At 43.1% G+C, this 15,493-nt stretch carries 11 protein-coding genes; 2 read left to right on the top strand and 9 right to left on the bottom strand.

Annotated features, from left to right (window positions below; translation table 11 throughout):
* Window positions 1–36 precede the first annotated feature (36 nt).
* A complete protein-coding gene (locus CDG79_RS00970) occupies window positions 37–900 on the bottom strand; it encodes a phycobilisome linker polypeptide (RefSeq protein WP_094339736.1) in 864 nt (287 codons plus the stop codon).
* A gap of 235 nt (window positions 901–1,135) precedes the next feature.
* Here CDG79_RS00970 and CDG79_RS00965 point away from each other — a divergent pair, with 235 nt between their 5' ends.
* Window positions 1,136–1,813: a response regulator transcription factor gene (locus CDG79_RS00965; RefSeq protein ID WP_094339735.1), complete on the top strand. Its 678-nt coding sequence runs from the start codon at window positions 1,136–1,138 to the stop codon at window positions 1,811–1,813.
* Between the two features lie 149 nt (window positions 1,814–1,962).
* Window positions 1,963–4,596, top strand: a complete 2,634-nt coding sequence (mutS, locus tag CDG79_RS00960) for a DNA mismatch repair protein MutS (protein WP_094339734.1) — start codon at window positions 1,963–1,965, stop codon at window positions 4,594–4,596.
* A gap of 230 nt (window positions 4,597–4,826) precedes the next feature.
* Here the strand turns inward: mutS and CDG79_RS00950 are convergent, their stop codons facing one another.
* From CDG79_RS00950 to prfC, 8 genes are all read right to left on the bottom strand, one after another.
* Complete coding sequence (locus CDG79_RS00950; protein ID WP_094339732.1) at window positions 4,827–5,885, bottom strand: WD40 repeat domain-containing protein; 1,059 nt, start codon at window positions 5,883–5,885, stop codon at window positions 4,827–4,829.
* Between the two features lie 118 nt (window positions 5,886–6,003).
* The gene (locus tag CDG79_RS00945) at window positions 6,004–6,975 is read right to left on the bottom strand and encodes a CobW family GTP-binding protein (protein ID WP_094339731.1); all 972 of its coding nucleotides are present in this window, start codon (window positions 6,973–6,975) and stop codon (window positions 6,004–6,006) included.
* A gap of 304 nt (window positions 6,976–7,279) precedes the next feature.
* Window positions 7,280–8,110, bottom strand: coding sequence for a hypothetical protein (locus CDG79_RS00940; protein ID WP_094339730.1), 831 nt, complete (start codon window positions 8,108–8,110; stop codon window positions 7,280–7,282).
* Window positions 8,111–8,371: 261 nt separating this feature from the next.
* Entirely contained in the window at window positions 8,372–9,283 is a 912-nt protein-coding gene (locus CDG79_RS00935) for an alpha/beta fold hydrolase (protein ID WP_094339744.1), read from the bottom strand.
* A 73-nt stretch (window positions 9,284–9,356) separates the two neighbouring features.
* Window positions 9,357–9,797: a SufE family protein gene (locus CDG79_RS00930; RefSeq protein ID WP_094339729.1), complete on the bottom strand. Its 441-nt coding sequence runs from the start codon at window positions 9,795–9,797 to the stop codon at window positions 9,357–9,359.
* Window positions 9,798–10,198: 401 nt separating this feature from the next.
* On the bottom strand, window positions 10,199–10,708 hold the full coding sequence (locus tag CDG79_RS00925; protein WP_094328195.1) for an RNA recognition motif domain-containing protein: 510 nt from the start codon (window positions 10,706–10,708) through the stop codon (window positions 10,199–10,201).
* Window positions 10,709–11,369: 661 nt separating this feature from the next.
* Window positions 11,370–13,649, bottom strand: a complete 2,280-nt coding sequence (locus tag CDG79_RS00915) for a M48 family metalloprotease (protein ID WP_094339727.1) — start codon at window positions 13,647–13,649, stop codon at window positions 11,370–11,372.
* A 213-nt stretch (window positions 13,650–13,862) separates the two neighbouring features.
* Window positions 13,863–15,491, bottom strand: coding sequence for a peptide chain release factor 3 (gene prfC / locus CDG79_RS00910; RefSeq protein ID WP_094339726.1), 1,629 nt, complete (start codon window positions 15,489–15,491; stop codon window positions 13,863–13,865).
* Window positions 15,492–15,493: the final 2 nt, after the last annotated feature.

The raw sequence follows: 15,493 nt of genomic DNA, 5'->3' as shown, positions 1-15,493 counted from the left end.
GGATTAGGGATTGGGGATTGGGGATTGGGAATTGGGCTAGTTAACGAGGGTGATACTCGCGATCGCGCCGCCTTGCTGGTGAATGCGTTGATACTCTTGCGACAGTTTATTAAAGGGCACGAGATAGACTTGGTTGCTGCGGCGAAATGGAGAAATTTGGTTTACTGCCTTTGCTCGATAACCAGTGACTTCCAATCGATAAACCTTACCTTCATCACTAGCTGCTACACCATGACGAGTTCTAGAGCCTAGTGGTGGATTGCGGAATATCGCACCATTGCTAGCTGGTGAAACCACAGGGGTCGGGGTATTTTGAATTACCAAGCTATTTAATCGAGGTTGCTTACCTGTCAAGTTACCTTTGAGACTGCTACTAGAGGCTCCTCGGACTAATTGGAATATATGGGTAAACTGCACGATGTTCTGAAAGGCTTCGGTTTTGTAGCCTCGAATATAAGGCACAATATCTTCCCCGAAGGTATCTTGGTACTCGTCGCTGTCGAGATAGGAATCAATTTCAGCCTCAAAGCCTTTTTCATCCAGAATAGTACTGTGCGATCGCATTTCTTCTAAGTCAATAGGAGCGCGACCAAGCAAATGCCTAAAGTTCAATTCAATTGACCGATAACGAGGACAATTGCTGAAAAACCGAGAACGATATAACTCAGACTTCGCTACCAAACGCACAAATTCGCGGACGCTGATTTCGCCTCGCTTAAACTGCGATTCAGGAACAGTCAGCCGCTCGCTTTCCATCACATAGGCATTTCCTAACACCTGTCTGTAGATAACTGTGATGAGAGCTTCAAGTTCTTCTGCTGAATAACCGGGTACTCTCTCAGTTGAGTGAGTGTCTTCAAACAGGCTGATACCTAGACGTGAACTTGCTCCAAAAGCCATTTTCTGAAAATCTCCTGGCTAAACATCAAGTTCTTTTGGAACTTCTTAAAGAGGTTATTAGAAACCTACATCCAATCAAGAATTGCATACCAAAAGTAAGGAAATCGCTCAGGAAATAGTAAAGAAATCGGAAATAAATCACGAAAACTAAAAATTGTTACTTTTTGCAATATTTTCTCAAAGAGAGTTCACAGATTGTTTTAAACATAACTAGTACGTAAGATTAAAAAAATTTATGCGAATTCTCTTAGTTGAAGATGATGTCCGCCTGGCCGAAACTTTAGCAGAAGCCCTTACAGACCAGCGTTATATGGTTGATGTGGTGACAGATGGTGAGGCTGGATGGAATCAAGCCAAAATGCTGGATTATGATTTGCTGCTGCTGGATGTGATGTTACCAGAGCTAGATGGAATTAGTTTATGCCATCGACTGCGATCGCACAGCTACACGATGCCTGTTCTCATGCTGACTGCTCGTGACACTGTTAGCGATAAAATCACCGGATTAGATGCAGGAGCCGATGATTATGTGGTTAAACCAGTGGATTTGCAAGAACTATTTGCCCGAATTCGGGCCTTGCTTCGGCGGGGTAATGTTTCATCAGCGCCAATTCTGGAATGGGGCAATTTGCACCTCAACCCCAGCACTTATGAGGTGAGTTATGGCGAAAATATGCTCCATTTAACCCCAAAAGAATACGGAATATTAGAGTTATTGCTGCGAAATGGTCGTCGGGTTCTGAGTCGCAGTGTGATTATTGAACATATTTGGTCGCTAGAGTCTCCTCCAGAAGAACATGCTGTGAAAGTTCATCTCAGAAGCCTACGTCAAAAGCTCAAAGCAGGCGGAGCTTTTGATGATTTTATTGAAACAGTTCATGGTATAGGCTACCGTCTTAAACAACTCTACTAAAATCACATTAATTACCGCTACTATTCTCATCTACGTGCTGTAGCGATCGCACCAACAGGGTAAAATATCCTTGAGCGATCGCAATTCATCTCGAACATCAAGCTATCATCGGATATTGGGGAATTTCCGCGCGTAACTCAATAGCATCTATGACCGCTTCTCACTCTGAAACTCCATCTACGAAACCCGACGCAAGTACTTTTATTTCTGACCATCAACAGGTGGATCGCAGTAAGCTAAGTCAAATGTACCTGCACTACGTCGAGACGAAGGATAAATATCCTCACGCAGTGTTGCTGTATCGGGTGGGAGATTTTTTTGAATGCTATTTTCAAGATGCTGTCAAACTAGCGCAAGAATTAGAATTAGTCCTCACTAGCAAGCAAGCTGGGGAACAGGGAAGAGTGGCGATGTCTGGTGTTCCGCATCACGCTTGGGAACGCTATACCACAATGTTGGTAGAAAAAGGCTATGCAGTGGTAATTTGCGACCAAGTGGAAGATGCTTCAGAAGCTGCTGGGAGATTGGTGCGGCGGGAAGTAACGCGCATTCTAACCCCTGGCACGTTGCTAGAAGAAGGAATGCTCAAATCAAGTCGCAATAATTACCTAGCAGCAGTAGTAATTGCCGCAAATCATTGGGGTTTAGCTTATGCAGACATCTCCACAGGGGAATTTCTCACGACTCAAGGCAGTGATTTAGAACATTTGACACAGGAATTAATGCGCTTGCAACCTTCAGAGGTGTTAGTTCCAACAAATGCGCCTGATTTGGGTAGTTTGCTGCGTCCGGGAGAAACCTCGCCCCATCTACCGGAGTGTTTACCACCATCATTTTGCTATAGTTTGCGATCGCAAGTTCCCTTTTCCCAAGGCGAAGCTAGACCTAGATTATTGCAGAAATTTAAGGTGCGATCGCTCGAAGGACTCGGTTGCGATCGTTTCCCCCTCGCCGTTCGTGCGGCTGGCGGTCTTCTAGAATACCTGGAAGATACCCAAAAAGAAAACACAGTTCCCCTCCAAAGACTCCGCAGCTACACTGTCACCGACTACCTAATTGTTGACAATCAAACCCGCCGTAACCTGGAAATTACCCAAACTGTCCGAGATGGAACTTTTCACGGTTCCCTACTCTGGTCATTAGATAGAACTAGTACAGCGATGGGTGGGCGAGCTTTGCGGCGGTGGTTATTGCAACCACTACTCGATATTAAAGGCATTCGGGCACGTCTTGATACTATCCAAGAATTGATGGAAAATACGCCACTGCGTCAAGATTTACGGCAGTTGTTGCGGCAAATTTATGACCTAGAACGTCTCACAGGAAGGGCAGGTTCTGGTACAGCTAATGCTAGAGATTTAGTAGCTTTGGCAGATTCTCTCTCACGTTTACCAGAATTATCCCACTTAGTAACTGAAGCGCGTTCTCCCTTTCTCAAAGCTTTGCATAAAGTCCCAAGTGTGTTGGAAGAATTGGCACAAAAGTTACACGCGCACCTTGTGGAGTCGCCACCCATACTAATTAAAGAAGGCGGATTAATTCGTCCTAGTGTAAATTCCCTGTTGGATGAGAGGAAGGCAACTGTAGAAGCAGACCAGCAATGGATTGCCAACTTAGAAGTTGATGAGAGAGCTAAGACAGGAATTTCGACACTGAAGGTAGGATTTAACAAAACTTTTGGTTATTATATCAGTATTTCCCGCAGCAAAGCTGACCAAGTACCTGCTAATTACATCCGCAAGCAAACCCTAACCAATGAGGAACGTTACATCACCCCAGATTTGAAGGAACGAGAAGCCAGGATTCTCACGGCGCGGGATGATTTAAATCAGTTGGAATATGAAATTTTTACAGCGTTGCGGGAAGAGGTAGCACAAGAGGCGGAAGTAATTCGCAATCTATCTCGTGCAGTAGCGGCGGCTGATGTGCTGTGTGGTTTAGCTGAGTTAGCCGTGCATCAAGGTTATTGTCGTCCAGAAATGTTACCAGGAAGGGAGATAAATATTGTTGATGGCCGTCATCCGGTGGTGGAACAGTCTTTACCTGCGGGTTTCTTTGTGCCGAATTCAACGCAATTGGGTGAAGAGTCATTAGTCATTAGTCATTTATCATTAGCAGATGACCAAGAACAAAGGACAAATGACCAAGGACAAATAACAAATGACAATCCCGATTTAATTATCCTTACCGGGCCAAACGCCAGTGGCAAAAGTTGTTATTTGCGTCAGGTGGGATTGATTCAGTTAATGGCGCAGATTGGTAGTTTTGTACCAGCTAATTTTGCTAGATTGGGAATATGCGATCGCATTTTTACCCGTGTAGGTGCAGTAGACGATCTTGCAACTGGTCAATCTACATTCATGGTGGAAATGAATGAAACGGCGAATATTCTCAACCATGCCACATCTAGATCGCTGGTGTTATTAGATGAAATTGGTCGGGGAACGGCGACATTTGATGGTCTTTCCATAGCTTGGGCGGTGGCGGAATATATCGCAGTGGATATTCGGGCGCGAACAATTTTTGCTACTCACTACCATGAATTGAATGAATTAGCTAGTATTTTGCCGAATGTGGCTAATTATCAAGTGACGGTGAAAGAATTACCCGACCAAATTATCTTTTTGCACCAAGTCCAACCGGGAGGCGCTGATAAGTCTTACGGAATTGAGGCGGGAAGATTGGCGGGTTTACCGGCAGTGGTTATTCAACGAGCTAAACAAGTAATGAGGCAAATTGAGAAACATAGTAAAATTGCGATGGGGCTGCAAAATCTAGACTGAACACAGTTTGCACAATTGCAACCAACTCGATCGCTAATCGGATGAGATGCTTGAATCAAGTTGGGTGCTGCCAGATTAGGAATTTGTGTGTAAAATTTGAATCTAATCGTTCTGGTCAAACTTTCGTTACATAGTTATAAATTTTCCCGCCCACTTACTTAGACTTGGACTTAGCCTCTCCTTTTAGGAGAAGGGTAATTAAACCCAAAAATTACGAATTACCAATTATTTTAGCTGCGCCCAAATCCTTGACCCCGCAAAACCTTTGACCAAATAACTAATTCGCCTTGCTCACCGCCTGCCGCTAGTAACTTACCTTGGGGATGCCAAGCTAAGGCTGAAAAACCTCCTGAGACACCTGTGATAATTTGGGATACTTCCTTGGCTTGGTTCCACAAACACAACCAGCCGTCAGCAGCAGCAGAAGCGAGAAGGAAGCTTTTTGGTGCAAAAGCGATCGCATTGATTACACCCACATGATTAGTTAATACTCGTGCTTCCCAACCTAAAGTATCATCCTCTAGCTTTTCCCACACCACAATCCCTTCAACGCTAGAAGATGCGAGTATTGGCGCACCAACTTTAGTGATAGCTTCTGACCATGCCAATTGGCGAATTTTACCAGGGAAGCCACGCATTACCCAAGGGTCGGGATTATTCCATTCCAAAACGGTGACACTACGATCCATGTTGCCAGAAGCCAGGTATTTGCCATCGGGCGACCAAGCCATTGCTACGCTGACAGTAGTCATCTCTAGGTTGTATGGTTCTTCATCCCAGTTTTGACTATGCCAAATTTTGATTCCCTTATAACCACTAATCGCTAAGTATTCTCCGTCAATCCGCCAATCTATACCCAACACTGAAGAGTTATCGAAATTTAGCGTCACGACAATTTCACGAGTATCTGCATCCCAGACTTGGACGTAACGCCCCAAACTAAAAGCCAGTTGGTTACTGGTGTAATTCCAAGCTAGCTTGTCAACCCATGCGGGGGCATTTTCCAACGTGGCGATTAATTCAGTGTCGCGCCAAATTTTTACCTGTCCATCTTGTCCGCCAACGGCTAAAAATTTTCCATCGGGCGAAAATGCAAGACAGTCTACTGATTTACCGTTACCAGTTTGTAGCGTTGTAAGTTCGCCATCATTCCACAGAACTACTTCACCAGCGGCAGAAGTTGCTGCTAAAGTTTTACCTTGTGGCGACCAAGCGATCGCAGTTACATAATCTGAAAGTGTCCCCGAATAGTGTTGTTCAAATTCCTTAGATTTAGTTGTGGAGTTCATAGTTATTGGGTACTAGGTACTGGGGATTAGGGATTAGGAACTGGGAACTAGAGACTCGAATCAAGGTAGTGAATTTTTCCCAATCCCCAATACCCAATCCCCAGTCCCCAATCCCCTTTTACGCTAAACAAGCGAGAAAATCTTGCTTGAGTTGGGCTGCATCAAGGTTGCGACCAATAAAAACTAGTTCGTTTTTGGGAGTTTCGCTGGGTTTCCAGGGGCGATCGGGTTTGCCATCAAATATCATGTGTACGCCTTGGAATACAAATCGATTTTCTTCTCCAGCAATATTTAAAATACCTTTCATCCGAAAAATATCTGGGCCTTGGGTACGCAGTAACTCCGAAAGCCAAGTGTTTAATTTTTCTCCATCTACTTCGCCTGCTTCTACTAAAGCCACAGAAAAGACGCTTTCATCGTGTACGTGGGCATCTTCGCCTAAAAAATCTGGATCGATCTCTAATGCGCGATCTAAATCAAAGGCTTTTACACCTAATAAAGCATCCATTCCTAGTTCAGAATTTTGAGTCCGGTAGATTTTTGCGATCGCATTCATCGCCCGAATCCGCTTTTCTAATTCATCTAACTCTTCTGGCGCGACTAAATCTGTTTTATTAAGTAAAATTACATCGGCAAAAGCAATCTGTTCTTGGGCTTCGTCTGCATCCCAATGCTGCCAAATATGCTTGGCATCTACCACTGTCACCACTGCATCTAGAGATAATTGGCTTTGTAAATCTTCATCTACAAAAAATGTCTGAATCACTGGTGCAGGATCGGCTAATCCAGTTGTTTCAATTACTAAATGGTCAAATTTATCGCGCCGCTTCATCAAATTACCAATGATCCGAATTAAATCGCCGCGTACTGTACAACAGATACAGCCATTGTTCATTTCAAATATTTCTTCATCTGCATCGATAATCAATTGATTATCAATACCCACTTCCCCAAATTCATTGACAATCACAGCAACTTTTTTGCCGTGTTCGTAGGTGAGGATGTGATTGAGTAGAGTCGTTTTACCTGCTCCCAAGTAGCCTGTAAGAACAGTAACGGGAACTGAATTGTTGATTACGTCAGCCACCATACTCTAAATTCCCCTTATCTCACCTTATGGATAATCATTATCACATATCATAAATCTTTTTATTGAAAGCGGCAGAAAACGAGATCCCCGCTAACCACAAAAAATGGTTTTTGCACGCTAAGAAAATTTCAAGTGCCTGAAACGACGATTTTTCGTTGAAACTAGATCAAAACTAGCAGCATAACCATAGTTCTTTTACCAAATATAATGGTAAGAAGCACTTCTTTCTTGAAAAGCTTACCTCATCTTAGTTTCAGCCTGAGCGTACAATTTTCCGGTTTGGGCGCGGTGATACCACATTCAGCTATGCTGTTTGTTCTTTGGAATTTCTATAAAAGATAAAAGCGGCAAAACTAATAAAGGCAATAGGTATAAATACTGAAGAATATGTCCCATTACTGCGGTTACTCAAATTAACTCTAGGGACAATAGTCCAGTAACTATCAGCAATGGCAACTCCTTGCTTCTCTAACCACGTTCTCACTTCTCCTTCTCCACCCTCAGTCACAAATCCACTCACCGTTACTGTTTCACTTTTTGGATCTTTGTGAACATACTCTTCAATATCATCCTTGTCTAATGAAATAATCAAATGAACCGGGGTGTTCGACTGAGAGTTCTCTCTCAATGCAATATAGACTCTGGGCATTCTATTGCCCTTTTGTGTTACTAACGCATTGGGATCTGGATAGCCTGAAATATTGGCATAAAAACTGTGTTCAGCAATTTTGCCGGAATTTAGTTGAGCAATGTTGATCGTACCGATATCTTTGCTGAATGATTGCGCTAATGTAATATTTAGCATAATAAGCCCAATAATTAAAATAATTATCGGCATGAGCGCATTTTTTAGAAGTCGGTTATTTGTCAAATCATCAATTACATTCCACTTAGCAGAAAATTCTTTATCTGGATTTTGACTTTGAACTCGATTGCGTAAATAAGTCCCTAACGATATAACTGGAAGATTAAGGATCATTAAACTTACAGATTGCCACTGTTTACCAAACAGACTCATCTGCATTTCTCCCAAAAATTTAACTGGGCCAGTATAGTGAAAGTCCCAATATATTGTCAGCGCAAGATACGCACAATACGCTAGAGATAAATATTTAAATTTCTGATTGTTACTCATTTCTAAAACTTTTATTTCCGCTCACTTTTTAACCTAAAATAGATTAAACCGAGATCCGTACTCAAACGAAAATAGGGGCAGGTGTAGCAGTGCAATGTAGCGATCGCTAATTTCACACCATTTACTACATCACCCTGTAAAATTCAAAGCCTCTCTCCTTAAAGGAAAAGAAGTCAGAGTATATTGCATACAAACGAGAAGCGCTATGTGATAATAATGAGCGCAACCAATAAAATTATACTTTGATGGATAGGTGAAGATTTAATTTTCTGGAGAGAACAAAAAATCTTGAATTACTTCTAAAACAACTCCTGGGTATTCTTCATGCAATCCCAAAGAACCAGGAACAACAATGCTTCTGACTCCTGGTAAGGCTACCAAAGCGTTCATTTCTTCTCGTGATTTAGGGGGGCTGGATTCTCCAATTACTACCATGAGCGGTGCGGTTAAAAACTGCACAAGTCCCAGAAAATCAGATTGTTCGCGTACAGCATCAAGATTACCAGTTACAAAGGCAGCAGAAGCAAATCGCGCTCCTGGTTGTTTAGTCGTGTGCCATTTCTTCTCAATGAAACTGGGTGTAATTTTAGCCGCGTCAGTAAATACATGACGGCGATACATAAAACTTAATAAAGATGGGGCAGTATTGAGTTTGTAGAGAGCTTGACCAAGTATAGGCGATCGCACCAATTCTCTCACAATGCCAGCTATTTGCTGACTTGCCCCCATTGTCGGCAAAGGGCCACGCCAAGTAGGAGCTAATAATACAATCTTTGAGAAAGCAGCCTGCTTCACAGCTAATTGCAAAACGTAACTAGCAGCATGGCCAGCCGCCACCACAGTAATGGGAGTATTAAAAACAGCTTTGACAAAATCTTCCAGAAAGTGCTGATATATTTCCGGTCGGTAATTCAAGCTAGGGCGAGAAGATTCACCAAAACCAGGCCAGTCTATGGCTACAACTTGAAAATTGGGAGCTAGTAATTTGGCAAGTTCGCCTACTTCCGAACGTGTCGAGACACTGCTGAAAGATGGTAGTAGCAATAGTGGTGAACCTTTACCGAGAGTTTCATAAACAACGGGCAATTGCTGATTTTCCCAATTCCAGACATATTCTTGAACTATTCCACCAAAACCAGTAGTAGTAGAGGTAGATAATAAATTTGTTGGCATGAGACTAAATTTTGGTAATTTTACGTTATTAGTCATTTGTCCTTTGCAAATGACCAATGACTAATAACCAAGTTTAGCTAGGTAAATCTAACTTACATTCCAACGCTTTTTTTTGCATGGTTTTAAAAATGTTGTAAAATCCATTAGCGCGGGAAGGTGTCAGACTAACATTTAAACCTGTTTCTTGAATAAAATCTGGGGTAAGTTGGACAATCTCAGTTGGCGTTAGTCCCTGCAATCCTTCAACTAGCAGCCCTACTAAACCTTTAGTTAACTGGGAATCAGACTCGCCCTGAAACACAATTTTACCGTCATCCAAGGTTGCTGTGATATAAACTTGAGACACGCAACCAGGAACTTTATTGTCAGGTAACTTATCAGTTTCTGGGAACTCATTGAGCTTCTGAGCATACCAGATTAGCTGTTCGTAGCGCCGCTTCGGTTCGGAAGCGCGTTGAAAGCGCTGGACAATTTTAGCAAGCGCAGGTGGCAAAGAATCTAGAGTTGAGGACATAACAGAAGCTGCAAACGATCGGTCTTACCTTGAGTGTAAATTATCTTTAGAGCGATGCCTACGGTGGGCTGCGCCTACGCGCCTCTGGTTCTCTTGGCATTATCAAGCTAGCCATTACTGAATATAACTCGTCAAATCCAGATAATTCCTGCGTAGGCGCAGCCCGTCGTAGGCATCGCATTCATATTCAGTTAGGTTTTTAATCCGTCTAATTACAAAAACTTAATTTTTTTATAAGCAGGCTTTAACACTAACTCTATACAATTTATGTTGTATCAGTATACACTTACAAAAATAGCTGCAAGTAGCTTTTAACTAAGCAGCTAGGCGATCGTCAACAATTAAAAATTAAAAATCAAAAAAATTCTGACTTTTAATTTTTAATTTCTCTGCCTTAAGGATTAATTCGTAGTTTGTGCAGCTAGCATCTGCTTCAGCTTTTCTAATTCCGAAGCCCAACGAGGATCTGGACGAATAGCGTCTGAATCGGTTGTTGTTGTTGTGCTGTTTTCGCGAGAACCACCGCCACCGCCGCCCCTACGAGGCTTCTTAGAGCTTTTCTCGCGACGGCTACCTTCTCTATTAGGAGTAGGAGTAGGTGTACTACTAGCATTAAGACTAACTGGTTTTGGAGCTTGCTCGTCGCCCTCTTCACCCTTTGTGCGAGGTAATGCCTTTTCTAGCTTAATGGCAGTGTCTTTAAACATCTGACCATTATACTTTTCAATGATTTCGTCAGCTTGTTCGTCATTGTTGACGGTAAGAAAACCAAAACCACGGCATTTGCCAGTTTTGCGGTCTTTAATTAATTTAGTAGTTACAGCTTCACCTTCTGCTGCAAAAACTGCTTGCAAATCTTGACGATCGATTTCTTCTTTAGGCAAATTACCTATGTATAGGCGAACGGACATGAACTATACCTCCAGAGTTAAATGAACATGGCAAGGCGAGAAAACAATTACTTGGCTTTGGCTTTTAAATAGATGCTATTGACCAAGACTGCCATCAACCAATTTTTTTGCTCGAAACTGTCAACTTATACAATACAGTTTTTCGTCGGGATCAAGCTTGTTTAATCCAAAGGCCCACACTATGGTGAGCTAATAACACCTTAATTCTAAGAATTGTAAATTTAATAGCCTATTGCCTGCTAAAGTACACGCTTTCTTCCATGCCTTTTTCGCAGAATCAAATACCATTCCTTACATTACCACGGTATTTTCTACGTAGCTAGTTTAGCGCATACATTTCCGACGTTAGTATTACTGCATCGTAACATAAAACACATTTTTTGATTCAAGGGAGCATATTTTGAAACAAAAACCAGCCGGTGGCTGGTTGATTTCCTGCTGTGTTGGGAGGATAAAAAGGTATGGAGGGGTGGAAAGCATCCGAGTTTTTAACTAAGCTGTAGTGCTGAGTTATGTTGGCTGCTATTGTTTGTGTAAATAAATGTAACACTTTGAAAGAAAACCTGCAACTTTTGTTTACATTTTGGTTTGTCATTTGTCAGTTGTCCTTTGTCTTTTGCAAATGACTAATGACTAATGACTAATGACCAATAACCAATGACTAACCAGTGAGAAAAACGTATGCGCCCCAAGCCTGTGCTGCAACTGCCAAAAAAGTAGACCAGATGGGATGAGGGCTATAAATGGTTTTACCACTTTGGGTTTCCAGAGTTTGGATATCGATCCAAGGTGTTGCTCCTCGGCGGAACCAACCTGTGACGATAATTTGGCGACCAATGAGATCCTGGTGATTAATTGACTGTCCTAGCCAAGAAATGTGGTGCAATTTCACCAAACCCGCGCTGGATTGAAAGATTAAATCTTGCGCTAGGGAGTTGCTAGTGCCTTGACGACCTAATAGTTTGCCCACCAGACGCACGCTGACGCTATCAATAGGTAAGGCAGAAGGGTCAGCTAAGAGGTTGGGCAGGTAGTCGTCAGTTTGCACAGTCGTGGGTTTAATATCGGGGAAAAAAGAATTAATCCGCATTACTGTACCGATGCTAAAGCCAATTAGAAGGCAGCCTGTAATGAAAGACCAATCTTCATATATCCACTTTAGATTTAAAAACTTGAGTGTGAATGCTAGTTGCCACGTTAGCCAGACTAAAGCTGCAAACAGAACCCCTAAAGGAATTCCTAACCAGGGAGCAATTTGTAATAAGAAAGACTGACGCTTCACCTTTGATGGTTCGCTAGCAAAATGTAGTTCAGTGTCTAGATGCCAGTGACGGGCGATTTGGCAGAGGCGTTCGATGCGATCGCCAATCAAAGGATGACTATTATTAATCGTAAACCATCGTCGATAGGGATTGGCAGTATCCCACTTCAAAAATGATTCAAAAGATAAATTGCTAGCAATAGTGCCCAAAGCAAGACTCTGTTGGTGGCTGACTGGTATCAGGAGATTTAAACTTTCTAGTTGCCAACTTGTCTCTTCCTCTTTTTGGATATCAGCTGCAATGCCAATAGCAATTTTGAGTAAAGCCCGAATCAGAGCATTGGGATTACCAGTAATTTCAGCTGCAACGCGATCGCTATAATAAAGCCGCAACCGCGACAACCACAATCCAGTCCCAGTCAGCAAACACCAAACTCCATAAATTATACTAGCTAGAATCGTCACCGGCCAGCGCCAAATTTTGCCTGATATCTTGTCTCCCAACTGTGACACTTGCTGATATAGCTTATGGATAGGTACTGTTACCAGCAGCAACAAAGACATCACAGCAAAATCCCAGTGAGCAATATGCCCTAGCTGCGTGGCGTAGATAGTGGCGATTTCATCATCTGCTAGTTGCTCTAATAACCCTTGACTCACAACAATCCTGGCATTACGTGGTAAAATACCGTAGGTCAGGATGATTGGTGCAGCCATTGGTAAAATTCGTAATTTGGGTAACGGCCAGTGGCGCTGTTGGCTGCAACGTTGAAGTACCCGGACGGCTTCACGGCTATGGGCATTCAATACATCTTTAGGAAATTCTCGCTGACCATACAACTTTGCCAGTAGCAGATCCAGCAACCAAGGTGATACTGCCATCAAGATCGCTAATACTATCAGCAACAATTTAGTAGGGTCGCGGTATAAAAGCTGCAACGGCTCCAGATAAGGTAGTTTGACTAAAGTTTGGTTGATTAATCCCATTACGAACTTAAGGATTTCTCGCATCACCCAAAACAGGGCGATAAATGTTCCTGCTGACAGTAGTCGCAAGGGAATTAATTTCGGTTTGCGTAGTGGTTGCCATGCTCTGGCACGTTGTGCTTGCCGCCAATAAATAACGCCGAATAATTTGGCTTGGGTGCGGGTAACAGAACCCATGAAGCCGCTTAGAGGTGTAGCAGGTTGTGGTAAGGGTGTCGCTACTGTAGCTTTGAGTCTAGTTAGTGGCACCATCGCCGGGGTGTCGTCGCTTTTGGTTTCTATTACTCGATCTTCTGGCTTTTCCTCTAATGTAGGAGTTATCGGGATTGAATTTGGGGTTGAATGTGGGGTTGAATTTGGGGTTGAATTCTCAAAAGCAACAAATCCAGTTTCGACATTTTTTGATTCTCGATCGGGTTTTTTACGTTTTGTTAGGTGTTCGAGAGCGCGTGTTGCCCACTCTTGAACTTGTGGATTGTTACTCTCAATGAGATTCTGGGAAATAGCGATCGCTTTGGGAACTTCGCCAGTGCGAGCATAAGCCATCACTAAACCAACTTGGGCTTGTAAGCTAGCAGTACCATTATTTTGGCTGCTAGCAATAGGTTCTAGTTGGGCGATCGCTGTTTGATAATTTCCCTGTTTGAGGGCAACTAAACCAGCCTCCAAAGATGATTTGGCATGTGAAGGCATACAAATTCTGGCACTCCAATCTCTTCTAAGTGATCCACGTTTGTGCAAAAGCGCGAACCTCGGATGCCGTGGAAATCAACCGCGCCCAAGTTTTGCTTGTCTAAGTGAATTGATCGAGAAAGAATTCAGGAGTAGAGCCGGAGACGCTCCGCCTCCGTCAGAATTCAGATGAAGACTCAACTGAATTCTGGATTCTGTATTCTGTATTCTTCTTCATTCTTCCACTGGTTGTTGACTAGAAAATACTGGAGCGATCGCGCTTAATTTTAACTCTGGATGGTCGCCCAGCAACTGTTGACAATTCCATTCATTACGGAATAGCAACACTGGTCGTCCCATACTGTCTTTAACTGTAGTGGTATTGAATATCCGTCCCACCTTTTCTAATGCTTCCCAACCACCCTCAACCCAACGGGCGACACTGTAGGGTAATACATCTAATATGGTTTCTACACCATACTCATTTTGTAAGCGAAACTGCACTACCTCAAATTGCAACTGACCCACCGCCGCCAAAATTGGATCGCGCTTGGCTTCATCAGTTGAATACATAATTTGCACAGCACCTTCTTCTCGCAATTCCGCAACGCCTTTTTGGAATTGTTTTGACTTCGAGGGGTTGGGATTCCTCAGAGATGCAAACAGTTCCGGCGAAAAATACGGAATCCCTTCATATTCGAGCTTTTGTCCCGTGTAAATTGTATCCCCGATCGCAAAAACACCGGGATTGTTCAAACCAATCACATCGCCAGGATAAGCCACATCAATCGATTCCCGCTCTTGAGCAAAGAGTTTTTGCGGGCGAGACAGACGGATAAGTTTACCAATGCGGGCGTGATTCACCATCATATCTTTTTCAAACTTACCAGTACAGACCCGGATAAATGCAACGCGATCGCGGTGTTTCGGATCCATGTTCGCTTGCAGTTTAAAGACAAACCCTGAAAATTCCGGGTAGGTAGGAGCGACTTCGCCCACACTACTGTGATGAGAACCGGGTTTGAGGGCATAGTCGAGGAAGTACTTGAGGAATAACTCTACCCCAAAGTTAGTCATGGCACTACCAAAGAACACAGGTGTCATTTTCCCTTCGTGTACCAATTGCAAATCTAACTCCGGGCCAACTCCTTCTAAGAGTTCTAAATCATTTTTCAGTTGGTAGTAGAGGTCTTGTTGTAGCTGTTCTTCTATTCTTGGATCGCCTAATTCCACTATCGTATCACGGGCTTCTCGGCTGCCGTGGGCACTGCGTTCAAACAGGTGAATTTGTTGTTTGTATCGATCAAAAACACCTTTAAAGCGATCGCCCATGCCAATGGGCCAGTTTACTGCATAGGTTTGCAATCCCAATTCTTGCTCAATTTCATCCAACAGTTCCAGAGGTTCCCTTCCTGGGCGATCGAGCTTGTTGATAAATGTAAAAATCGGAATACCCCGCAACTTACACACTTCAAATAATTTGCGGGTTTGGGGTTCCAAACCTTTTGCCGCATCAATTAACATCACTGCATTATCGGCGGCGGCGAGAGTGCGATAAGTATCTTCACTGAAATCTTGGTGTCCGGGAGTGTCTAATAAATTTATTTGACAGTTCTTGTATTCAAATTGCAACACTGTGGAGGTAATGGAAATGCCCCGTTGTTGTTCCATTGCCATCCAGTCAGAGGTAGCCTTACGCTGTGCCCGTCGCGCTTTGACGGCCCCAGCTTCGTGAATTGCACCTCCGTACAGCAGTAGCTTTTCTGTTAGTGTAGTTTTACCTGCATCGGGGTGAGATATAATCGCAAAGTTGCGGCGAAGTTCAACTGCTTGAATAAGTTCAGACTGAAGTTCAGTAGACATAA

Source organism: Nostoc sp. 'Peltigera membranacea cyanobiont' 232, from assembly GCF_002245985.1.
Taxonomy (GTDB): Bacteria; Cyanobacteriota; Cyanobacteriia; order Cyanobacteriales; family Nostocaceae; genus Nostoc.
The sequence above is the reverse complement of the archived record's forward strand: the minus strand, read 5'-3'. Positions and strand labels throughout refer to the sequence as shown.